18 protein-coding genes, 1 tRNA gene and 1 pseudogene are annotated in these 23,258 nt (G+C 56.6%); 14 read left to right on the top strand and 6 right to left on the bottom strand.

The annotated features are described in order from the left end of the window. The first annotated feature begins 68 nt into the window (after positions 1-68). Positions 69-1,355: a transposase gene (locus ATW55_RS16495; protein WP_201024900.1), complete on the top strand. Its 1,287-nt coding sequence runs from the start codon at positions 69-71 to the stop codon at positions 1,353-1,355. Between the two features lie 235 nt (positions 1,356-1,590). Here ATW55_RS16495 and ATW55_RS00690 read toward each other — a convergent pair whose 3' ends face one another. Next, the gene (locus ATW55_RS00690) at positions 1,591-1,899 is read right to left on the bottom strand and encodes a hypothetical protein (RefSeq protein ID WP_067711004.1); all 309 of its coding nucleotides are present in this window, start codon (positions 1,897-1,899) and stop codon (positions 1,591-1,593) included. A 153-nt stretch (positions 1,900-2,052) separates the two neighbouring features. Continuing rightward, positions 2,053-2,127, bottom strand: a tRNA-Arg gene (locus ATW55_RS00695). A 209-nt stretch (positions 2,128-2,336) separates the two neighbouring features. On the opposite strand from ATW55_RS00695, the gene ATW55_RS00700 reads away from it, so the two are divergent. Next, positions 2,337-3,137 (top strand): L,D-transpeptidase, encoded by an 801-nt coding sequence (locus ATW55_RS00700; protein WP_067711006.1) that lies wholly within the window; start codon positions 2,337-2,339, stop codon positions 3,135-3,137. 113 nt (positions 3,138-3,250) lie between these two features. On the opposite strand, the gene ATW55_RS00705 is transcribed toward ATW55_RS00700, so the two are convergent. After that, positions 3,251-4,054, bottom strand: coding sequence for a pyrroline-5-carboxylate reductase dimerization domain-containing protein (locus tag ATW55_RS00705; RefSeq protein WP_067711008.1), 804 nt, complete (start codon positions 4,052-4,054; stop codon positions 3,251-3,253). Between the two features lie 142 nt (positions 4,055-4,196). On the opposite strand from ATW55_RS00705, the gene rpoN reads away from it, so the two are divergent. The 9 genes and pseudogenes from rpoN to ATW55_RS00750 all read left to right on the top strand — a co-directional run bounded on the left by rpoN (position 4,197) and on the right by ATW55_RS00750 (position 15,350). Continuing rightward, positions 4,197-5,546, top strand: coding sequence for an RNA polymerase factor sigma-54 (gene rpoN / locus ATW55_RS00710; protein ID WP_067711010.1), 1,350 nt, complete (start codon positions 4,197-4,199; stop codon positions 5,544-5,546). Between the two features lie 248 nt (positions 5,547-5,794). Beyond that, entirely contained in the window at positions 5,795-6,790 is a 996-nt protein-coding gene (locus ATW55_RS00715) for a sugar-binding transcriptional regulator (protein WP_153004955.1), read from the top strand. Continuing rightward, positions 6,791-7,794 (top strand): annotated as a pseudogene (gene gap / locus ATW55_RS00720) (type I glyceraldehyde-3-phosphate dehydrogenase). Positions 7,795-7,798: 4 nt separating this feature from the next. After that, positions 7,799-8,998: a phosphoglycerate kinase gene (locus ATW55_RS00725; RefSeq protein ID WP_067711014.1), complete on the top strand. Its 1,200-nt coding sequence runs from the start codon at positions 7,799-7,801 to the stop codon at positions 8,996-8,998. Then, positions 8,998-9,795 (top strand): triose-phosphate isomerase, encoded by a 798-nt coding sequence (tpiA, locus tag ATW55_RS00730; RefSeq protein WP_067711016.1) that lies wholly within the window; start codon positions 8,998-9,000, stop codon positions 9,793-9,795. The genes ATW55_RS00725 and tpiA overlap by 1 nt, the downstream gene beginning before the upstream one ends. Further along, on the top strand, positions 9,792-11,345 hold the full coding sequence (gpmI, locus tag ATW55_RS00735) for a 2,3-bisphosphoglycerate-independent phosphoglycerate mutase (protein WP_272867071.1): 1,554 nt from the start codon (positions 9,792-9,794) through the stop codon (positions 11,343-11,345). The genes tpiA and gpmI overlap by 4 nt, the downstream gene beginning before the upstream one ends. Positions 11,346-11,449: 104 nt before the next feature. Then, on the top strand, positions 11,450-12,730 hold the full coding sequence (gene eno / locus ATW55_RS00740; protein WP_067711018.1) for a phosphopyruvate hydratase: 1,281 nt from the start codon (positions 11,450-11,452) through the stop codon (positions 12,728-12,730). Further along, positions 12,731-13,942 (top strand): MFS transporter, encoded by a 1,212-nt coding sequence (locus tag ATW55_RS00745; RefSeq protein WP_067711019.1) that lies wholly within the window; start codon positions 12,731-12,733, stop codon positions 13,940-13,942. Between the two features lie 70 nt (positions 13,943-14,012). Further along, positions 14,013-15,350 (top strand): MFS transporter, encoded by a 1,338-nt coding sequence (locus tag ATW55_RS00750; RefSeq protein WP_067711020.1) that lies wholly within the window; start codon positions 14,013-14,015, stop codon positions 15,348-15,350. On the opposite strand, the gene ATW55_RS00755 is transcribed toward ATW55_RS00750, so the two are convergent. Then, a complete protein-coding gene (locus ATW55_RS00755) occupies positions 15,253-16,518 on the bottom strand; it encodes an MFS transporter (protein WP_160327131.1) in 1,266 nt (421 codons plus the stop codon). The two genes, ATW55_RS00750 and ATW55_RS00755, sit on opposite strands and share 98 nt — an antisense overlap. Before the next feature lie 104 nt (positions 16,519-16,622). Between ATW55_RS00755 and secG the strand changes: the two genes are divergently transcribed. Then, positions 16,623-16,856 (top strand): preprotein translocase subunit SecG, encoded by a 234-nt coding sequence (gene secG, locus ATW55_RS00760; protein ID WP_067711024.1) that lies wholly within the window; start codon positions 16,623-16,625, stop codon positions 16,854-16,856. Positions 16,857-16,905: 49 nt separating this feature from the next. Here the strand turns inward: secG and ATW55_RS00765 are convergent, their stop codons facing one another. Continuing rightward, positions 16,906-17,508 (bottom strand): hypothetical protein, encoded by a 603-nt coding sequence (locus tag ATW55_RS00765; RefSeq protein ID WP_067711026.1) that lies wholly within the window; start codon positions 17,506-17,508, stop codon positions 16,906-16,908. Between the two features lie 166 nt (positions 17,509-17,674). On the opposite strand from ATW55_RS00765, the gene rnr reads away from it, so the two are divergent. Beyond that, positions 17,675-20,257 carry a ribonuclease R gene (gene rnr, locus ATW55_RS00770; RefSeq protein WP_201024901.1) on the top strand — a complete coding sequence of 861 codons (2,583 nt, stop codon included), beginning with the start codon at positions 17,675-17,677 and terminating at the stop codon, positions 20,255-20,257. A gap of 100 nt (positions 20,258-20,357) precedes the next feature. Beyond that, positions 20,358-21,344: a carbohydrate kinase family protein gene (locus ATW55_RS00775; protein WP_067711028.1), complete on the top strand. Its 987-nt coding sequence runs from the start codon at positions 20,358-20,360 to the stop codon at positions 21,342-21,344. 134 nt (positions 21,345-21,478) lie between these two features. On the opposite strand, the gene pckA is transcribed toward ATW55_RS00775, so the two are convergent. Next, positions 21,479-23,080, bottom strand: coding sequence for a phosphoenolpyruvate carboxykinase (ATP) (gene pckA, locus ATW55_RS00780; protein WP_067711030.1), 1,602 nt, complete (start codon positions 23,078-23,080; stop codon positions 21,479-21,481). Between the last annotated feature and the right edge of the window lie 178 nt (positions 23,081-23,258).

The following is a 23,258-nucleotide window of genomic DNA, read 5'->3' on the forward strand; positions in this document are numbered from 1 at the left end:
CGGCAGGAATCGGCAGTACGCAACGCGAAAAGCCTCCAAAGGGTCCATCCTAAGGAGGCGATGCCACTGTGACGAAACAGTGGGTACGGGAGTTCATCCAGTACTCTTCTAGAATATACGGATTGTCTCAAATGATCAAGCATGCGCGAGATGGACGAAGACAGCCTCAGATTCCTTCGTCTGTGATTTTTACTGTTTTGTTGGCTGGGTTCGCACTGCGAACGCCAAGCATGGAGGACTTAGAGCGGCAGCTTCGCAAGGGGCGATTTCAAAAGCTGCTGCCTCGGCATGCACGCGTTCCTTCCCACGACACGATACGATATGCCCTGCGTCAATGGGACTTGGAGACGCTCACCCAAAGCCATGATCAGATGATCGCCAAATACAAGCGCAACCGAGGTCCGCAAAAGGGAACGTTGGATGGGTGGCGCGTAGTGGCGGTCGATGGGGTGGAACTGTTCAATAACACGTGCCATTCGTGCAAAGATTGCCTGACCCGCTTCCACAAGACCACGGGTGTGACGGAGTACTTTCACCGGGCGGTGATGATGCAACAGGTGGGCGCGGACCCCCACATGATCTATGGTCTCGAGATGTTGCGGCCTGGTGATGGGGCGGATAAGGCCGAAGGGGAGACCACAGCCGCGCAGCGGTTGATCCGTGAGACGATTCGTCGTCATGGACGACTGGCGGATATCGCAGTGTTCGATGCATTGTACGCGAAGGCGTCTGTGATACACGATTGCTTGGATCATGCCATGGACGTGGTGATTCGCATGAAGGAAGAGCGGCGGCTGATCATGCAGGATGCCAAAGGACTCTTTGATACACGGCCCGCCGATTGCGAGTGGGTGGAGCAAAGAAACGGAAAAAACCTTGTGCGAGTGAAGGCATGGGATGAACCAGGTCTGGCGAGTTGGCCACAAGTTCGGATTCCGATGCGGATGGTCAAGGCAGTCTATACGGCCGAGAAGACGGTTGTACAGGGCGGGAAGAGGCAACAGGTCACAGAAATCACGGAACGATGGATGGCGACCACCTGTGATCCGAACGCTGTACCGGCCAAGACGGTGGCGCGAATCATGGCTGCGCGCTGGGATATTGAGAACACTGGGTTCCATGATCTCAAGACGTACTGGCACATGGATCATGCGTATGTACATGAACCCACCGCGATCCGAGCTTGGCTTGGCATCTTGGTGATCACAGTGAATTTGTTCTATACGTTTGTGTACGGCCATTTGCACCACTTCCGGGAGTGGAAGATTCCGTTGACAGAGGTGGTCGAAGAAATGAAGGAACAAATGCGGTGGCTGTCAGCCAACCTTGCACGGCTGCTCTGGGTAGGGGATTAAACGAGAAAATGGTGGCGTCGCCTTCCTTCGACATAGGATGGGTTGGGTACAGTGCGCACCGACGAGTGCGAAAAATGTCGAATTAGCAAAGATCCTGAAGTCTGGTTCTATTTGGCATTCGAATGGTCCCCGTGGTCGACCAACTGGGAAAAAGATGCGTGGGGCCTGCTACCGACCGAAGCCACTATAATTGCTCGTTCAGTAATACAGGGGACATGATGCCAGTTAAGCAAATCTATTGCGGATTCTTAACTTCGATATTTGCTTGTTCATATTGCATTGTTGGTGATTCGAAAACAATTGATTTTGATGGATTTGAACCTATTAGTTCGAATGTGGTAAATAAACCCGATATTCTTCCATGAAACGAAACCTTTCCCAGTTCCTTGCCCACGTCACGCTGAGTGACCGAACGGACAACTTTGTAAAGATGGTTGTTCCAACCCAAGACAGTGCCACTGGGTATGGCGTTTTGAGATTGAGTATGGGTTCCACACCCTGACAATCCCAACAACACAATGATTTGACCAATGAGTTTTTTCATTGTTGTAGCCCTCCATTTCAGTAAATAGACGTTCCATGATGAAAATAGGTTACGTAGTTTAGATTGGGTGCTTAAGAGGTTCTTTTCTGAGGGCAAGTATACAAAAAAGCCGCTCCGAAGTGGGAGTGGCTATCTTCTTGGAATGTGCTTTTGTGGTGCGCCCGAAGGGAATCGAACCCCTACCTCAGGCTCCGGAGGCCTACGTCCTATCCATTGGACCACGGGCGCATGATTTTGATGCAACAAATGAAGTATACAGGGATGAAGAGGGCAACGCAACTAATGGGGAGTGGTGCGTGAATTGGTGGGGCACGAATCGAACTGCGGATTCGTTATTTGTTCATGGTGTGGTGGTGTTTGGCAGGTTGGTTCACTTTACGAGGTGAAGGATTTAGCGTAGATTAGGGTTGGGAGGGATTGGCTTGAGGATGCGATCCATGTTAACAGGATTGGCGACTGTGATTGTACTGGGTACGGTGGCTGGGGTCGCAGTAAAGAATCCATCGGTTCTCCATGCAGGGACATCTGCGATTGGAAATGTGCTAGGAAAAATCACTGGGCATGCGGCGCAAAGTGTATCGGGGGTTCGTGCGCTGTCGCACCCGAAAACGGCAGCCGCCAAAAACCTTGTCACGACAAACAATGCACCGCCGCCGACTCCGGTTGTCATTGATGGTGTGAGCATGCGGTATAACCCCTATAAACCTTCCGATGGGGCATACCCCAGTTTGGCCGGGGTTAAGCATTTATGGATTGACGTGAGCGTCGATCAACAACTCGTGTATATCATGAATGGAAACCATGTTTTGTATACGATGGTAACATCGACTGGACTTGACACGGTTCCGGGGAATAGCACCCCTCTTGGTGTATATCACATCCAGGCGGAGCGGGGGACGTGGTTTTACGCGCCGCAGTATCAGATGGGTGCCCAGTACTGGGTTTCTTGGCTTGGGCACGGGGTTTTTCTCTTTCACTCTGTCACAGAAACGATCAATCACAAGCTGATACCGACCGTTGCCGCAAAGCTTATGAGCAAAGCGTCGCACGGATGTTTTCATCTCACGATTCCTGACGCACAGTGGGTGTATAACCACATTCCGTACCATACGACGGTTGTCGTGGAGCAGGCGCCTGTCCGCTTGTTGAATCATCAGATCTACAAACCGTCCGCCGAACAGAAGGCAGCCGCACTGACGAATCCGCCGGGTGGGGCAAACGCTATGCAGTCATCTTGATCTTGATACGTAAACATTCCAAATGGAAAACACCAGTTGCTGGAGCGCTCCAGCAACTGGTGTTTTTTGCTGCGACAGACTGTCTGTTGATTGTTTCGGTTAGTTTGTATCGATCAGTGCTGTCCCCCGTCAAGGATTTCGCGCTGCCGTCTGGCAGTGGCGTCAAGCACGCGATCAAAAAGGGACTCATCCATTTTCGTCAGTTCTTTAAGCCCCGCTTCCGTCACGCCGCCGGGCACGGCCACCCGTTCGATGACTGTTGTAAAATCATAGATGTCAGAGGCGACGAGAGTGCCAAGCCCCTCCATCATATGGGCAATAAGCATCTGGGCGGTTGCCATGTCCACGCCTTTTTGATGGGCAGCCTTTTGAAATGAGAGGGCCAGGTGTGAAAAGAAGGCGGGCGCACAACTGGTCAGGTCCGAATAGATGCGCACGTCCTCTTCGGCAATCGTGTGAATCCTTCCAATGCAAGACAGCGTGTCGACAAACGCATTTCTTTGGTGTTCGCGCCAACGTTCGCTGAACATGACGAGCGCGACGCCTGCATTTGCACGTTGTGTGACAGAAGGGATCAATTTGCAGACAAGGCTGTCGCAGAAGGTTTCAAGCTCATAAAGGGAGATCGAACTACACGTCGAAATTACCCATTGGTCTTTGCGGAGCATTCCGCCGATTGCGCGCATCACGTTGCGCAGATCATTTGGGCGAAGACAAAGAAAGATGTGATCCGCGCGAGTGACTACATCTTCTAATGTGCGTGTTGCCTGTATGGTTTTTGGAAACGTGTCCGCCAATGATTCAGCCTTGTCCCAGGAGCGGTTGTAGACCGTTATCGCTGCATTTGGTGCGGCGACTGCAAGGGCGGTGGCAAGCATGCTGCCGATGCGACCGGTGCCAATCACGCCTAGGTTCACAAGGATCCCTCCACTCCTACACGATGTCATCTACAAGAGAATATGCTGATTGCAGGGTGAATACGCCTTAGAGGCTCGGCAGGACTTTTTACCTTTGTCGCGAAATATAAATCGAGGAACCATGCGCTTAGGGGGAAGGCTGATGCGGCAACACGTAGAGCTTGTACTCGCCCAGCAACAGCGGCTTGCAATGACTCAAACCATGCAGCAAGCGGTGGCTATCCTGCAAATGGGAACGATTGAACTGTGGGACTTTACGGAAACTGCAATCCTAGAAAACCCTCTGCTAGAGTGGGCGCAGGATGACTTGCGCGCACAATTTGAACAATCCCTTGCGACAACCAAGCGCGAGTGGCGAGAGCGTCAGCGACTTCGCGGCCTTGGACAGCGCGAAGACGCCGCGTCTCTCTTAAAAGATGAGCGCGTGACGTCACTCGCGGGTGCGCTTCGTGAGCAAGTAGGGTTCCTTGCGATTCACGAGCGGACTGCGCGCATCTTGCGCGGATTGATTGATTGTTTGGATGAGCGTGGCTATCTTGAATTGACGACGGCCGAACTGGCGTCCGCTTTTCACGCGTCAGAGCTAGAGATTGAATCGGCGCGCTCAATTTTGCAGGGCTTTGAACCACGCGGTGTCGGTGCGCGCGATTTGCGGGAGTGTCTCGTTTTGCAGCTTCTGGACCGGCCGTCAAGCGATGTGCGCACGCTTGCGATTGAGCTTGTGAACAGCCATCTCGCGACACTCGCGGAATCCGGTTATGCCAAAGGCCTCGCGCGTCAACTGAAAACAACGGCGGACCGCGTGGAGGAGGCGGTTGCGATGATTCGCACCACCGATCCGCGGCCAGGGTTGCGATACACACAGAATGAAACCGGATACATTGTGCCGGATGTGAGTGTGGTCCATGTCGGTTCACATTATGTCACAGTCGTCAATGATTGGGCGGTTCCGTCGCTTCGCATCTCGCAGATGTATGAAACATGTCTCAAGCGGGGCACGCGAGAAGATCAGGAGTATCTGAAGCGACAGTGGATGGAGGCAAAAACGCTGATTCGCAGCATTGATGCGCGGCAGCGAACCCTTCAGCGCGTTTGTGATCTGATGGTCGAGTACCAGGAGGATTTTTTTCATCAAGGGCCGTCTGGACTTCGCCCGCTCACCATGAAGGCGGTGGCAGATGCACTTCATCTGCACGTTTCGACGGTGAGCAGGACAGTTGCCGGAAAGTATATACAGACACCGCGGGGGACGGTGGAACTGCGGCGATTTTTTGTAAACGGTCTTCCTTCAGCGCAGGGAGATGACATTTCATCGACCCAGTTGCAAGGGATGATCCGCCGGATGATTGAGCAGGAACACAGCGCGCAACCGCTTTCTGATCGGGAAATCGCGGAACGTCTTTTTGCGATGGGCAATCAAGTCTCTCGTCGCACGGTTGCCAAGTACCGTGAGGAGATGGGTTTTAAAGCGTCGTCGCGCAGAAAACGTTAAGACGCTGAGACCGCGTGCGCTCGAATGTGCCGTTGTGTATCCTTTGTCACATGGTGTTGCTGTCCTTTCGTCTTTTCTTTTTTAGGATCCGCCATGTTGCGGGTCCTTTTTGACTTGCGCCAAAGGAAAAGGAAACGTATAGTAAAGGTGATCCGGGACTCTTTTTGTCTCTGCGGGACGTGTTTTGTCCCGAAAGCTGAGGGACGGGGGCGGTTTTTATCGATTCACTCCTTGTGAGTCAGCGCCTTGTGCCAGAATTGACCGAAAAGGTCAGGACGCGCTATCGCGTGCTAAAGCGCATTGAACTTCACCAGCCTGTAGGGCGGCGAACGCTTGCACATGTGCTTGGCGTATCAGAGCGCGTTCTTCGCGCGGACGTGGAAGTCTTTAAGGAACAGGGACTGATTGAGGTGGGGCCGCTTGGCACGTCGATTACTGAGTCTGGGATTGACGTGTTGCACGCGCTTGATCCGATCATGAAGACACTGGATGGCCGGGCAGAAATGGAGCTCTCTCTTGCCGAGCATCTTGGTATCGCGCGTGTCGTCGTCGTCTCAGGGGACAGTGAGCAAAGCGAGGATGTCATGCGCGATGTCGGACAGGCAGCGGCCCACGTCTTGCGCACGTTTTTGCACCCCCCATGTACGGTGGCTGTCACAGGCGGGTCGTCGCTTGCGATGCTCGCCGAGTTAATGCCACAGGCGACCTCTACCCAGGATGTGGAAGTTGTCCCTGCGCGCGGTGGATTGGGTGAGCGGCACGAACTGCTCGCAAACACCATCGCTTCGCAATTGGCCGCCCGCCTCGGTGGGAGATACCGCATGTTTCACGTCCCCGAGTCGCTCAGCCGGACGACGGCAGAACGTCTTGCGCAGGAGCCGACGATCGCTGAGATGATCGATCGGATCCGCGGCGCGAACCTCGTTGTGCACGGGATCGGCGATGCGCTCACGATGGCGATGCGGCGTGGTCTTGACGAAGAGACGGTGTCACACCTCACGGTACGCGGCGCTGTCGCGGAAGCGTTTGGATACTTTTTTGACGCAGAAGGGCACATTGTGCACATGATGAACACGGTGGGACTGAAGCTTGAAGATCTCACCGGCGAAAAAATGGTCATTGGCGTCGCCGGCGGACGGGCCAAGGGACCTGCCATTGAAGCAGTTGCACACGCTTATCGCATGGACGCGCTGGTGACGGATGAGGGAGCGGCGCGCGCCATTTTAAAAAAAGGAGAATGGTAAATGGGAGTCAAGGTTGGCATTAACGGGTTTGGCCGCATCGGCCGTAATGTGTTTCGCGCAGCGTTTGATCGCAAGGATGTCGAGATTGTCGCGGTGAATGATTTGACGAACGCCGAGACGCTTGCCATGCTTCTTCAGTATGATTCCGTACACGGGAAATTCCCGTATGAAGTAACAGCGGACGGATCGGATTTGATCGTAAACGACCGTCGCATTCGTGTGTTTTCCGAGCGCGATCCAGGAAATTTGCCGTGGGCGAGTGTCGGCGTCGAGATCGTGATTGAGTCGACGGGTATCTTTACGGAAAAATCAAAAGCAGAGGTGCACATCACCAAAGGCGGCGCGAAAAAGGTGATCATCTCGCGCCCGCCACCAATGAAGACATCACGATCGTCATGGGCGTCAACCATGACAAGTATGACGCGGCGTCCCATCATGTCATCTCAAACGCCTCTTGTACCACAAACTGTCTCGCGCCGATCGCGAAAGTGCTGCATGAGAAGTTTGGCATCATTCACGGCCTGATGACCACGGTTCACTCGTATACGAATGACCAACAGATCCTCGATCTTCCGCACAAAGACTTGCGTCGCGCGAGGGCGGCCGGACTCTCGATCATCCCAACTTCGACGGGAGCCGCCAAAGCCGTTTCGCTCGTGCTTCCAGAACTCAAAGGGAAACTCAACGGATTTTCGATGCGTGTACCGACGCCAAATGTCTCAGTGGTCGACTTAACGGCAGAACTCGCGCGTGAGGTGACCGTCGATGAGGTGAACGATGCGCTGCTTGCCGCCACAAAAGAAGGATCCCTCGTCGGATACCTCGACTACACGGATAAACCACTCGTTTCCAAAGACTTCAACGGCGATCCGCACTCCTCAGTAGTCGACGCGCTCTCGACGATGGTGATTGAGGGTACGATGGTCAAAGTGGTGTCCTGGTATGACAATGAGTGGGGCTACTCCAATCGCGTCGTCGATCTGGTTGCATACGTTTCGAGGTGATTTTATGAGTGAAAACAGTTCGTTTCAGACGCTTAGCGATGTGAATCCAAGAGGGCTGCGCGTGTTTGTGCGCGCAGACTTCAACGTGCCGATGGAACATGGTGTCATCACGGATGACACGCGGATTCGCGCGGCGCTCCCGACGATCAGGGAGCTTGTCGAACGCGGCGGGCGTGTCATTCTGGCGTCGCATCTCGGACGTCCAAAGGGAAGGGAAGACGCAGCGTACTCCCTCGCCCCAGTTGCCGCAAGACTCGCTGATTACCTGAAGCAGCCTGTTGTGTTTAGCAAAGAGAGCACGGGACCAGAAGCAGAGGCGGCGGTGAATGCGCTTCGCGAGGGAGAGGTGCTTCTTCTTGAAAACGTGCGGTTTCACGCGGGCGAAGAAAAGAATGATCCGGAACTGGCCGAGCGTTTCGCTGCACTCGCCGATTTGTACGTAAATGACGCATTCGGCGCGGCACATCGCGCGCATGCCAGCACTGCCGGGATTACCGCCCATCTGAGGGCGGTGGCGGGACGACTGATGGAGCGCGAACTGCGCGTCATGGGCGCGGCGCTGCAAAACCCGGAGCGACCGTTTACCGCGATTATCGGAGGCGCCAAGGTCAGCGACAAAATCAAGGTGATCGAGAATCTGCTCGAAAAAGTGGACTTTCTTCTAATCGGCGGCGGAATGGCCAATACCTTCTTGCTCGCGCAGGGGTACGCAGTCGGCAAGTCGCTTGTTGAAACCGATCTCGTTTCAACGGCGCGCGCGCTGATCCGCAAAGCGGAAGGATCCGGCAAGTCTCTGCTGCTTCCAACGGACTTGATCGTTGCAACACGCTTTGCCGCAGACGCTGATCACCGCGTCGCAGCGCTTGACGCTGTAAGGGAAGAAGAGATGGCGCTTGACATCGGACCTGAAACGATTGCCCGCTATCGTGCGGCAGTCGCTGCGTCACGCACAGTCATCTGGAACGGCCCGATGGGCGTCTTTGAGATGGATGCCTTCTCACACGGAACGCGCGCGATCGCGCAGGCGATGGCAGAAGTGGCCGGGACGACGATCATTGGCGGCGGTGACTCTGTTGCGGCGATCGAGAAAGTGGGGCTTGCGGAGCGCATGACGCACATCTCGACAGGTGGCGGCGCATCGCTTGAGTTCTTGGAAGGCCGTGTATTGCCTGGTGTCGAGTCGCTGGCAAGGAGGAGTTCCTGATGCGCACACCGCTGATTGCAGGAAACTGGAAGATGTACAAGACGCGGCAAGAAGCGTTCGCGTTTGTTGACGCGCTAAAAAATTTGTTGGCGTCGATCGATCAAAAGCGTGTCGAAGGGATGATTTTTGCACCCTATCTCGCGCTGGTCGGATTGGCCGACGCACTCGCGGGTACTGGCATTCACGTTGGCGCGCAGAATGTGCATCAAGCCAAAGAGGGAGCGCACACAGGCGAGGTCTCGCTTGGAATGCTCCGCGAGGTGGGCGTCGAGTCGGTCATTCTCGGGCACTCTGAGCGGCGCGCCGACTGTGGTGAAACAGATCAGGCGGTGGCTGAAAAAACAGAGGCCGTCTTGCTTGCGGGGCTCACGCCGATCGTCTGTGTCGGTGAGACACTCGAGCAACGCGAAGCAGGACAAACGGTGGCAGTCATCTCGGCGCAAGTAAACGCGGTGGTCGAGCATCTGACGCGCGCAAACGCACCGGAAGAACTTGCCTCAAAGCTAGCGCGCCTGGTGTTTGCCTACGAGCCGATCTGGGCGATCGGGACAGGCAAAACAGCGTCAGTGTCTGACGCGACGGGTGTCATCTCAGGGATCCGTTCAACGCTCACGCGTGTCCTTGACAATCGCGCAGAAGCGGTGCGCATTCTGTATGGCGGCAGTGTCAAACCGGAGAATCTCGGGGGCTTTCTCGCCGAAAAAGATATTGACGGGGCGTTGGTTGGCGGCGCGAGCCTCGCACCGGACTCTTATGCGGCACTGCTCTCCGTCGCGGCGGAGGCGAATGCGTCGTGACAGGTAAAACCCGCGTGACGCCGCTTGCGCTGATTATCCTCGACGGGTTTGGCTTGACAGACGAACTGCGGGGCAATGCAGTCGCCGCTGCGCATAAACCGAACTTTGACCGCCTCGCAAAAACGTATCCGTTTACGACATTGCGCGCAAGCGGGGAGGCGGTGGGACTTCCCGAAGGGCAAATGGGCAACTCGGAAGTCGGTCATTTGAATCTCGGCGCAGGCCGCGTGGTGTACCAAGATCTGACGCGGATCACAAAGTCGATTCGCGATGGCGACTTTATGGAAAATAAAGCTTTTCAAAGCCTCGCGGCGCATCTGCGGACAAAACAGCGTGCGCTTCATCTCTGTGGGCTTCTCTCGGATGGCGGAGTACATAGTCACATCGACCATCTGTTTGCACTGCTTGCGTTTGCCAAGAGAGAAAGGCTTGAGCGTGTGTACGTTCACGCATTCCTTGACGGACGCGACGTTCTCCCGACGACTGGCGTCTCTTTTTTGCGCGCACTAAAGGCGCGCATGAGCGAACTTGGTGTCGGGCAGATCGCGACGGTGCAAGGCCGCTATTACGCGATGGATCGCGATCGCCGCTATGAGCGCACAGAAAAAGCGTATCGCGCTATGGTGGACGGCGTGGGGGAGCGCGTGGCGGATCCAGTTGCCGCCGTTGAGATGAGCTATGCGCGGGGGGTCACGGATGAGTTTGTTTTGCCGCTCGTCGTTGTAAATGATCAGGATGTACCTGTCGCGACGATTCAAGAGGACGACGGCGTGCTCATGTTCAATTTTCGTCCTGACCGCGCGGTGCAGATCAGTCAGGCGTTTGCGAAGGACGATTTTGCGGGATTTGACCGCGGCGCGGCGCGTCCGCATACGCAATTTGTGAGTATGACGCATTACAGTGACACAGTCGGCGGAACCGTGGCGTTCACACCGACGAAGCTTGAGAATACGCTTGGGGATGTCTTGGCGCAGCATCAGCTTCGCCAGTTGCGCCTCGCTGAAACGGAAAAGTTTCCTCACGTCACATCGTTTTTTAGCGGGGGCCGCGAAGAAAAATTTGGGCTTGAAGAGCGTGTGCTCATTCCGTCGCCAAAGGTTGCAACGTATGACTTGCAGCCGGAGATGAGCGCGGAGCAGGTGGCTGACGCGGCGGTTGCGCATATCAAAGAACGTGCGACCGATGTGATCATCCTGAATTTCGCAAACCCGGATATGGTCGGCCACTCAGGGATTATGGAGGCGGCGGTGCGCGCTGTCGAAGCGGTTGACATCTGTCTTGGCTACGTCACGGACGCGCTCTTTGCGGCGGGCGGTGCGGCGATTGTGATTGCCGATCACGGAAATGCCGAAGTGATGATCGATCTCGCGTCAGGCGGGCCATGCACCACGCATACGACAAACCCCGTACCGTGCATCATCACACTACCGGGGTTGACGCTGCGCGCGGATGGCATCCTCGCGGATGTCGCGCCGACGATGCTCGATTTGCTCGCGCTTTCAAAACCGCAGGAAATGACCGGTTCATCGATCATCGCTTCATCGAAATAGACGCTGACATGGCGCTTTCGCGCCACCGTCTACGTGAGAAATAATTGGCAACGCTATTTTTTCGAGTTCGTTCGTTTTCCATTTCATGTTTTGGAGGTCTGACAATGCTTATTTATGATGTCGCCGCGCGTGAAGTGCTCGATTCGCGAGGCAATCCGACTGTGGAAGTGGAAGTGTTGCTAGAGAGCGGTGAGCGCGGACGGGCGATTGTCCCTTCCGGCGCGTCAACGGGTGCGCACGAGGCGGTAGAACTGCGTGACGGCGACGCGACCCGCTATCTCGGCAAAGGTGTGGCGCAGGCAGTCGCCAATGTCGAAGATGTGATTGCGCCAGAGATCGCGGGGATGGATGCGACCGATCAGATTGGGGTCGATCGCATGCTCATCGAGCTTGACGGCACGGAGAACAAGGGCAAGCTCGGCGCAAACGCCATTCTTGGCGTCTCGCTCGCCGTCGCGCGCGCGGCGGCCACGGCGCTTGAACTGCCGCTTTACGCATACCTCGGCGGCGTGAACGCAAAGACCCTGCCTGTCCCGATGATGAACATCCTGAATGGCGGGAAGCATGCAGACAACACGGTGGATATCCAGGAGTTCATGGTTATGCCCATCGGCGCGCCAAGCTTTAAAGAGGGCTTGCGCATGGGTGCGGAGATTTTCCATCACCTGAAAAATGTGCTGCGCAAAAAAGGGCTCGCGACGTCTGTCGGTGACGAGGGCGGCTTCGCGCCAAATCTCGCGTCAAGCGAAGAGGCGCTGCAGGTAATCCTTGAGGCGATCACAGCGGCTGGTTATCGTCCAGGGGATGACGTGCGGCTTGCGCTTGATGTGGCGAGCACAGAGATGTTCAAGGATGGCGTCTACCACTTTGAGGGCGAGGGCGTTACGCGAAACACGGATGAGATGATTCGCTATTACGAGCATCTCGTGAACAACTTCCCGATCCAGTCGATCGAAGACGGACTTGCAGAGGATGACTGGGATGGCTTCGCAGCGCTCACCAGGCACTTGGGCCAGCGCGTGCAACTTGTTGGCGACGATCTGTTTGTGACAAACACGAAGCGACTTGCGCGCGGGATCGAACAGCGCATCGCAAACTCGATTCTCGTCAAAGTCAACCAAATCGGCACGCTCACCGAGACGCTCGACGCCATCGAGATGGCGAAGCGCGCAGGCTATACGGCGATCATCTCGCACCGCTCGGGTGAGTCGGAGGATTCTACGATCGCCGACATCGCCGTGGCGACAAATGCAGGACAGATCAAGACGGGCGCACCGTCACGCACGGATCGTGTCGCGAAGTACAATCAACTCCTGCGCATTGAAGACGCGCTTGGCGCATCCGCCCAGTATGCGGGCCGCGCGGCATTTTACAACCTGCGCTAGATGAAGCATCGCAAACCGTTTGTGGTGGCGCTCGTCACCATGACACTCTTTGGCGCGCTCGACATGATCCGCGGTGTCGTCGCGCTCTCTTTGCGTGTAGAGTATGCGCTGAGTGACGCTCATCTTGGCATGCTCCTCTCCGTTTCAGCGGTGGGTTACCTCGTGGCGAGCCTGATCAGCGGCTGGGTGACAGAGCGTGTCGGCATCAAGCGCGGTGTCACCACTGGTCTTTTTCTCATGGTCATCGGTGTCGGCCTGACCGCTTTCGCGCCGTCTCTTGCCGCACTTGCTGTTGGCTATGCGCTTAGCGGACTGGGTGCTGGCACGATGGAAATCGGGACGAACGCCTTGATACCGCTCGTGGCAGAACGGCAACAGGCGCGCTACTTCAACGCGCTGCACGCGTGTTATGGACTCGGCGCCACGCTCTCGCCGTTTCTCGTTGCGTGGTCACTGCGTGCGCTGCACAGTTGGCGGATGCCGTATTCGATCGAGTTTTTCGGGTTGTTTGCGCTGCTTTTGTTTGTGCTTCCGATGCGCTATCCGCGTGTGCAGCATGCTGCTGCGCGCCCACTGCCGCCGCCGCTTGAGGAGTCGGCGCTGCCTGGCATTGTCGCAGAAGAAGGCGTACAGGCGAGCGCCCGCACAGTGCAGGTGTATCGCTCACCCGTTTTTTACGCGCTGGTCGTCGCCATCACCCTGAATGTCGTCGCAGAAACGGGTGTCGCAAACTGGATGCCGACGCTTTTGCGCCAACTGGGAAATACGTCTGCACAAAGCGCGCTCGCGCTCTCAGGGTTCTATGCGCTTTACACACTTGGCCGACTTTTCATCGGGCCGCACGTCGCGCGCGTCGGACTCATTCGCTCCGTGGTCTACGCGTGTCTCCTGTCAGCCGCCTGTATGCTGATCGGTCAGTTTGGCGGGCGCTCTTTGGACTTCTTTATGATCATATCTGGGGCGTCATTTGGCATCATCTTTCCTACCATCTCAGCGCTTGCCTCCGAGCAGTTTCCCGGGCGCACGGCGAGTGTGCTTGGCCTTCTCTTTACAAGCGCCGGCCTTGGCGCCGCGTTTGGCGCCTCCATGATCGGTTGGCTGACGCAGATCTCAAGCCTTCAACTGGGGTACTCTCTCGTGCCAGCCGTTCTTCTTCTAGGCGCGCTTGCCATTATGTTTGCGCGTCGGCGACAAACCGAAAGCGCGCGTTGACTGCCTGTTCGAGCGACTCTTCACGCCGTTTCTGTCATACGTTAAGAATCGAGTGAGGAGATGGGGAACTGTGAAATTTCGCATCCTTGCGTACAGCGTAGGCAATCTTGGCATCAATCTGTACACCCAGGCGTTTGCAACGTACGCCGTGTTTTACTATGTCGACCGACTGCGCGTGAGCGCGGCGCTCATCGGTCTTGCCATGGCCATTCACGGTTTGGCGAACGCGTTTTTTAACCCGCTGATCGGCTATCTCTCTGATCGCACACAGTCGCGCATCGGGCGGCGCATGCCGTACATGCTCATGGGCATCTTGCCCTTTTCACTGACCTTTTTCTTTGTTTTTCACCCGCAGTGGGCCGTTCCTTTTCACGCTGACGGCCCTCAGTCACAACTCGCGGCCTTCTTCTATTTTTTATTCTCGGTTCTCACGCTTGACATGCTGTTTGTGATCGTCGCGCTCAACTGGACGGCGCTCTTTCCTGAAATGTACACAACGCTTCAAGAGCGAGCGCACGCCTCATCGTGGCGTCAGTTTTTTGGTCTGATCGGCATGATCCTGGGCGTCGCGATGCCCCCGGTCATCGATAGCGCATTCGGGTATGAGGCGATGGCTGCGCTGTTTGCGGGGCTTGGTTTTTTGGCATTTGCAGTGTCGCTGCTCGGCGTTCGCGAATCGCCCCACGCGCCGAGTTCGGCAAATGTTCCGCTCTTGCGCGCACTGCGTCTGACCTTTTGGAATCGCGCGTTTCTTACGTATGCAGGCGCCAGTTTTTTCGTCCAATTGGCGTTTGTTTTTATCATCTCCACCATGCCGTTTTACACGGCGTATGTCCTGCACGCGACGAGTGCGCAGACGACACTGCTGCTTTCTGTGTTTTTTCTCATCGCAATTCCCTGTGTGTATATTTGGGGCGCGATTGCACGGCGGCAAGGGGCGTATCGCAGCATGCTCGCGTCACTTTTTCTTTTTGCGCTGGCGCTTCTCCCTTTTTTATTCATCAGCACTTACAGCGCAGCAATCATCGCAATCCTGCCGCTTGGCGCAGGGATTGCCGGTGTCCTCATTTTGCTTGATCTTTTGCTCTCGGATGTGATCGACGACGATGAAAAGCGTTCTGGCGCGCGGCGCGAAGGGATGTACTATGGTGTGCAGGGATTCGTCGTGCGCTTTGGCATCACCATCCAGGCGCTCGTGCTCACGCAGGTGCTCGCGCACTCAGGATATGTTCCGCAGCGCGTGGATCAGGTTCCGCACGCGGTGTTTGCGATGAAGCTTTTGCTGAGCGTTACGCCGCTTAGCGCGCTTCTCATTGGGCTGCTTTTTCTCTGGCGCTATCCGCTTCACGGGACGACGTGGAGTCAGGCTCCGGCAGGCGGGCAAGCAGGAATGCACACAGGATGCTGACGAGCGCGAACAAAAGACTGGCAGGCGATGCGATGCCGTGCCACGGATGACCCATCGTGTGCATGAGCAATCCGCCGCCGCTTGCGCCAACGGATGCACCGATGGCCATGGAGAGAGACGACACGCCAAAATAGGTGGCAAGGTGGCTTGTGTCGGCGAGCGCCGCCGTGTAGGTTTGGCGGCTGGGAAGCGCAATGACCGAACCGACGGAAAGACCGACGACCGGCGCAAGAAGTGTCGCGATATTGACGGTAAAGACGAGCGGCAGCCAACTGCCGCCCATGATCAGGAGCCCAAGCCCCATCACGCGCGGGGCTGACCGCATGTGCGCAGAGCGGTTCATCCAGGCGATCACCGGGTAGGACACAGCGATCTCAAGGATGGCTTCAAGGCTGAACAGTTCACCGAGCGCGGTGCGCGGAGGATGCAGCGTCACGAGGATGTCCGGGATTGCGATGTACATTTGCTGATAGATGAGGTAATAGCCCATAAAATAGATGACAAAGCGCAAGAAGACGCGATTTTTGGCGATGGTCTTCACACCGGACCTAAGCGTTGGCGGTTGCTCGGAGCTTTTTTGATTCGGAAGAATCCACATTCCGGCGACGCCGACAAGCGCAAAGATCAGACCCGCGACGACGCAGATCAGCACAAAGTGATCGGTGACGAGAAACGCGCCGAGCACGGGGCCGACGGTCGTGCCAATGTTGCTTGTGGCTTGGCGGATCGTAAACGCGCGTGCGCGCGAGGGCTCTGGCACAAGTGCGGCGAGTGCCGCATTTCCGGCAGGGCCAAATAACGCTCCGCCGATACCAAACAGGCAGGCGGCGGCATAGAGCAGTGGTCCGCGCTCAATCACGGCGAACATGGCAAACCCTGCGGCGCGAATGATGCTGCCAAGGAGGATGACCAGGCGGTATGGAAGGCGGTCGGCGATGGCGCCTCCAAACAGCTGAAGACCCTGCTGGGACAAGATCCGCACGGCGTAGAGGTTGCCGATAAAAAGCGCGGTCAACCCGAGACTCAGGTAGTGAATCGAGAGCAGCGGGATCAACATAAAGAAACCGAGATTCATAAAGAAGGATTCGGCAAATAAAAAATAGACGGGAAAGCGAAAGCGCGTCTGAATCGGTGCAGGCTGGTTTGGTTCAAAGATCATCTGGCTCATAGAGACAAGATTACCACGATTGTGCCCGGAATGAGACGTGTTTCTTGTCCAGGGCAATCGACTGTGATATGCTGACCACGTACAAGACGTGGAGGTGAATGCGATTGTTGACATTTGCGAAGGTGCTGCTCGCACTCTCGAGCGTCCTTCTCGTCACGGTGATTCTCCTTCAGTCCGGACGCAGCGCAGGACTTGGCGCAATTACGGGTGGCGGGAATGAGGGTGGCGCATCCAGGCGCGGCAAAGGGACTGACCCGATGCTGGCGCGCACGACGTCGATTGTTGCGGTAATCTTTTTTGGCGCATCGATCTGGATTGCCTGGCTTGTCACTCACTAAACGGGACAGAGCGCATTGAGGTGAGAAGGTACACCTCAATGCGCTCTTTTTATAACGCGTGATCAAAGCGCGTTTCTGTAAATGGGGTGCAGAGAATGGCGCCTTGGCGCACGATTGTATCATCCGGGATCGACACGTTGACCAAAACGGAAAACGGTTCGATTGTGCAGCGCTGACCGATTTTTACATTTTCCAGGTAAGAGGATTCGCCGATGACGGTCTCTGCGTGAATCTCGACGGGTCCGTGGAGTTGGCAGCCTGTTTCAATGGTGACATGTTCTTCAAGCAGAATGGGCGTTGCGCGCTCGCCGCCTGCGTGCAGCGTGTCAAGCGTCGCGAGTGCGCCGATGGTCACGCCAGGTCCCAGTTTCAAGTCGGTGGGATCGGCAAGAAAGCGCGTGACGGTGGGATGGATCTGTGGTAAAAGGGTGTGCATCACAAGGGATTCTTGGTTGACCAAGGGTGGTTCGTGTTGCATCGTTGAAGCGGTTGCGGGTTTGCGCTCAGGAAACGCGCGCTTGTTTCGCGGATCGAGCAACCTTTCCTGGATCTCGGTGTCGATGTCCCAATCGCGGATATACTGTGTAAGGAGAAGCGCGGCTAAGGCGCCTGTCATGAGCACTACGAAAAATGGGGCTCCTCGCTGTCGCATGGTTGTATCCTCCCCGCGCAGTGTTTCAGAATACATTACAATGTTGAACATGCGCGCATCTGGTAGGATGTGCCACCGGGCGAATTTTCATGCTGATCAGGAGAACGCCGGATCTGAGGGTGTTTTGGTTCGCGCGTCGTCTGGCGCGCAGAGAGGAAGGGAAACGATGATCGATCGCGAACAGCTTCTTGTCTTGATGAGAGATGAGGCGTATCGACCTTTAATGATGGAGGAGTTGGAAACGGCGCTCGGCGTTTTGGGCGATGATCCTGACGCGCGCGCAGAACTGCACGCGCTCTGCGAGGAGATGGTGCAGGAAGGGTACATGATCCGCACGCGCACAAAGCGCTATGGCGTGCCGGAGCGCATGGACCTCGTGGTGGGCACGCTTCAGGTCAAACAAAAGGGATTTGGGTTTCTCGTGCCGCTGCACAAGTCGGAATCCGATGTGTACATCGGGGCGGCGGATCTGGGTGGCGCGATGGATGGTGATCGCGTGGTTGCGCGGCTGAAAAAAAACAGCGGCACAGGACGGCGTGAGGGCGAGATTTTTCGCGTCTTAAAGCGCGCGCACACGCAGATTGTCGGGGTCATTCACACGACGGGGAGTCTTGGCTTTGTGCGCTCGGACGATAAGCGCTTGCCGCGGGAGGTCGTCATTCCCGCCGATCAGCTAAACGGCGCAGTGGACGGGCACAAGGTGGTGGTGGAGATCACCGAGTTTCCCGAGGATGTGTTTCAGAGTCCGGCGGGCATTGTGCGCGAGGTGCTCGGGTTTCCGCATGATCCGGGTGTGGACATTCTCTCTGTAATTCGCAAGTTCGGCATTCCGGAACATTTTCCGGATGAGGTGTTGCAGGCGGCGGAATCGATTTCTTACGATCTGACAGAGGACGATCTGGCGGGGCGGCGCGATTTGCGAGATGAGATTATCGTGACGATCGACGGGGCGGATGCGAAGGATCTAGACGATGCGGTCGCGGTGAAGCGGGTGGAGCACGGTTACGTATTGTCGGTACATATTGCGGATGTCACTTACTATGTGAAGGAAAACAGTCTGCTTGATCGCGAGGCATATGCGCGTGGGACGAGTGTATATCTGGTCGATCGCGTGATACCGATGCTTCCGCCGCGACTGTCAAATGGCATTTGTTCGCTCCATCCACAGGTGGACCGCCTGACGCTTACATGCGAGATGGAGTGGGACGATGCGATGCACCTTGTGCGCCACGACATCTATCCGTCTGTCATTCGCACGACAGAGCGGATGACGTATGACGCGGTGCGCGATCTGCTGGAAGGTGACGCGTCGACGCGGGAACGCTATGCTGCGCTCGTGCCGTTTTTTGAAGGGATGAAGGAGCTTGCGTTAAAGCTGCGCCATCGTCGCATGGAGCGCGGCGCGGTTGATTTTGACTTTGCCGAGACGAAGATCCGCGTTGACGAAGAGGGGCGGCCGCTTGATCTTGTGCGGCGAGAGCGAAGCATCGCGGAGATGATCATTGAGGAATTCATGCTTGCGGCGAATGAAACGGTGGCGGAGCACGCCTATTGGATGGAACTCCCGTTTCTCTACCGTGTGCACGAGCCGCCGACGCTTGAGAAGATGATGGCGCTCAATGAGTTTGTTCATCTGTTCGGGCACCACCTCAAGGCGGCGGGCAACATCCACCCGCGCGCGCTGCAGGATCTTCTCGCGGCGGTGCGACAGACGCCAGAGGAAGTGGTGATCAGCCACGTGATGCTGCGGTCGATGAAGCAGGCGCGCTATGCGGCGGAGAGTCTTGGGCACTTTGGTCTCGCGGCGGAATACTATTCGCATTTCACATCGCCGATTCGCCGCTACCCTGATCTGATGATCCATCGCATTTTGCGGGAAACGATCGTAAACGGGAGTTTGTCCGAGGGGCGTGCCGCGTATCTGGCGGCGAAGATGCCGGAGATTGCCGCGCACACGTCGGATCGCGAGCGAGTGGCGGTGGATGCGGAGCGAGAGACGGATCTGATCAAAAAGATCGAGTTTATGCGGGATCACGTGGGTGAGTCGTTTGAAGGCATGGTGTCGGGGGTCACCGGGTTTGGTCTGTTTGTGCAGTTGGATAACTCGGTTGAAGGGCTGATCCATGTCAGTCAGTTGGCGGATGACTATTATCACTATGACGATAAGCAGCACGCGCTGATCGGTGAACGCACGAAAAAGCGCTACCGAATCGGGGATCGTGTGGAGGTGCTGGTACAGTCGGCAAGCAAGGAGCAGATGCAGATCGAGTTTCAACTGCTGTCGGCGGTGTCGGGTGATGAAGTGCGCGAGTACCGGCGGCAGGGTGCGTCAAAAAAGCCGGGGATGCCGTTTTCAGGCGGGCCGCGCGGGAAGAAGCCGGGGGGTGGCCGTGGCGGGAAAAGAACGGATGATCCAAACGGACAGGGAGCGGGGCGGTCAACGGGCGGGCAGCGACGCTCTGCAGGCGGCAAGGGGTTTGGCGGTGAGCGCGAGGCGCGCGGTGGTAGAACTGCTGTGGCCGAGTTTGGACGCCGGGATCCGGAGACGCCAGATCTTCGCTATGGTGATCGGGAACTTCTGCCGCGCAAGGGCGGGTATGCTGTGAACAAGGCGGCGCCAGATGAACAGGTGCGCGAAGAGCGCAAGCGGGATAAGGATCTGCTGCGTCAGGTGGAGAATTTGTACGGTGTGCCTGTCAAGGACAAGGTGAAGCGGCGAAGAAGGAAGAAGGCGCCAGATCAGGTCTGACGAGACATGTGGCAGGGATTCTGGCGCAACCTGCAGCGCAACAGGAGCGGGGTCTTTGGCAGGTCCCGCATGTTGAAACGGTGCGATTTGGGAGAGGGGAATGGCTTTGCGACGGGTGATCGCGTTGGGTGAGGCGCTGATCGATTTTTCGGCGTTGGAGGATAATGTGCCTCTGCGGGAGGTTTCTGGATTCGCGCGCAATCCGGGCGGAGCGCCGGCAAACGTTGCGGTGGGTGTGGCGCGTATGGGTGTTGCGTCACAGTTTGTGGGATGTGTGGGAGATGATCCGTTTGGCCACTATTTGATTGAGGCGATGCGCGCGTATGGTGTGGATGGGGCGCACACGCATACGGTGGCAGAACAGACGTCTCTTGCTTTTGTGGCGCGAAATGAAGGGGATCCGGACTTTTTCTTTGTGCGGCATCCAGGGGCGGACGTGATGCTGCGGGATGAGCATGTGGCGAACATTTCGCTCGATGCGGAAGCCTGTCTTCATTTTGGCACGAACTCACTGGCGGAAGACCCCATTGCCTCGACGCTGCGAAACCTCGTGACGCGTGCGCGGGAGGCGGAGGCGATCGTGAGCTTTGATGTGAATCTGCGCCCTGTTTTCTGGCGTGATCTGTACGCAGCGCTTGCCGCGGCCCGCGAGATGATGACACGCGCGGATCTGTTGAAGGTGAACCGCGCCGAATTGTTGTGGCTGACGGGGGAGCAGGATGTGGAGCGGGCGCTTTTGGCGCTTGTCGCACAAGTGCCGGGGACGGTGCTCTGCACGCTTGGCGAGGGTGGTGTGCGTGCGCGGCGTGCAGACGGGCTTGATGTGCGTGTCGCCGCGAATCGCGTGGCGTGTGTTGACGCGACAGGCGCTGGAGATTCGCTGATTGCGGCGGTGCTTTCGGTGCTTGCGCGAAGAGGTGTGGGGCGCGCAGAACTTGGGAAACTTTCGCGCGGGGAGTGGGAGGCTGTGTTGCGGTTTGCCTCGGCGGCGGCGGCGATCAACATTGGCCGGCTCGGTGCGATGAACGCGATGGCGACGTATGCGGAGACGGAGGCTTTTTTAGAAATGACGGTTCGTCCGTCGTAGCGTGCATCATCTGTAGAGGGTGCGCCAAAGCGCGGGCAGGGCACCCGCGCTTTGGTTTCTCTCGATATAAAATCTTTCCCGCTGCATGTTGATTTCTGAAAGTGCCGCGCGCTGGCCACGGCAAAGAGGATGTGCTACGCGCGATTGCGCGTAGCGACGGGGCCGCCGGACAGGATCGATGGATCGATACCCTGTTCGGTGAATTTTTTGAAGTTCGCTTCAAATTGCGCGGCGAGTTCGCGCGCGGCGGTGTCATACGTGACGGGATCGGACCACGTTTCGCGCGGCTGCAAAAGCTCGCTTGGGATGCCGTCAATCTCGGCTGGAATGGCGAGGCCGAACACGGGATCGCTAACGTATTCAGCGTGATCAAGATCGCCGCGCAGCGCCGCGTTGACCATCGCCCGCGTATACGAGAGCTTCATGCGCGAACCAACACCGTACGGACCGCCGCTCCATCCGGTGTTGACGAGGAACACGGAAGTCTGGTGCTTCTCGATGCGCTCGCCGAGCATGGTGGCATACGCGCGCGGGTGAAGCGGGAGAAAGGGACCGCCAAAGCATGCGGAGAATGTCGGTTCAGGCTGTGTCACACCGCGCTCTGTGCCGGCGAGTTTGCTCGTATAGCCTGAGAGAAAGTGGTACATCGCCTGTTCTTTGGTGAGTTTTGCGATTGGCGGCAGGACGCCAGACGCGTCTGCGGTGAGAAAAACGATCGTGCGCGGGTGATTGCCGACACCTTCTAGAAGGGCGCCTGGGATATACTCTACGGGATAGGCGGCGCGGGTGTTTTCGGTTAGCTCTGACGAATCATAATCCGGCTCGCGCGTTTTCGGATCGACCACCACGTTTTCAAGCACGGTACCAAAGCGGATGGCGCTGAAGATCTGTGGCTCGAGTTTGGGATTCAGGTTGATGCATTTTGCATAGCAACCGCCCTCAAAGTTGAACACACCGCGTGCGGACCAGCCGTGTTCGTCGTCGCCGATGAGCAGGCGTTCGGGATCGGCCGAGAGGGTGGTTTTCCCGGTGCCGGAGAGGCCGAAGAAAAGGGCGACGCGGCCGTCTTCTGTAGTATTCGCAGAACAGTGCATCGGCAAAATGTCTTGCGCTGGCAGCGTGAAATTGAGTGCGGTGAAGATCGACTTTTTCATCTCACCTGCATACTCTGTTCCGAGAATGAGCACGGTGCGGTGTTTGAAGGAGATCGCCACGCACGTCTCAGAATTTGTACCATCGCGTGTTGGATCCGCTTTCAATGCGGGGATGTCAATGACGGTGAAACCGGATGTGTGCGTGCTCACTTCATCGGCGGATGGACGGATAAAGAGCTGTTTTGCAAACAAATTGTGCCAGGCGTATTCTGTCACAACGCGAATCGGCATCCGTACAGCCGGATCGGCCCCGGCAAAACCGTCGAAGACGTAGGACGGGTTTGTGGCGAGAAAGCTGAGCGCCTGGTTATAGAGGCGCAGGAAGGTTGACTCGGACAATCTTTGATTGACAGCGCCCCAGTGAACGGTGTTCTCTGTGGTTTCATCAACGACGACATACTTGTCTTTGGGGGAGCGTCCGGTAAATTTTCCAGTCGTTGCGCGAAGTGCGCCATCTTTTGTTACAATCGCTTCATTGCGGCGAATCGCGTGTTCTGTGAGTTCAGCGACGGAGAGATTGAAGTAGGATAGAGATGCGTCGAGGGTTGATGTGAGTCGATCGGTGATTAGAGAATCGATCATGATGAACCTCCTTTAGGGATGCAAGGGTGAGACAACCTGAGATGCCAAGCGTGAACCGTGCTGTGCGTTTTGTTCAAGGAGTTCGGAAGGATAAAAGACGCATGGGTATTTCATGATTTGATTGTCGTCCATGCATACGCAGTGTTTGCTTAGATGTTCTCTTGTGGCTATAACGTAT

Source organism: Ferroacidibacillus organovorans, from assembly GCF_001516615.1.
In the GTDB taxonomy this organism is placed as follows: Bacteria; Bacillota; Bacilli; order Alicyclobacillales; family SLC66; genus Ferroacidibacillus; species Ferroacidibacillus ferrooxidans_B.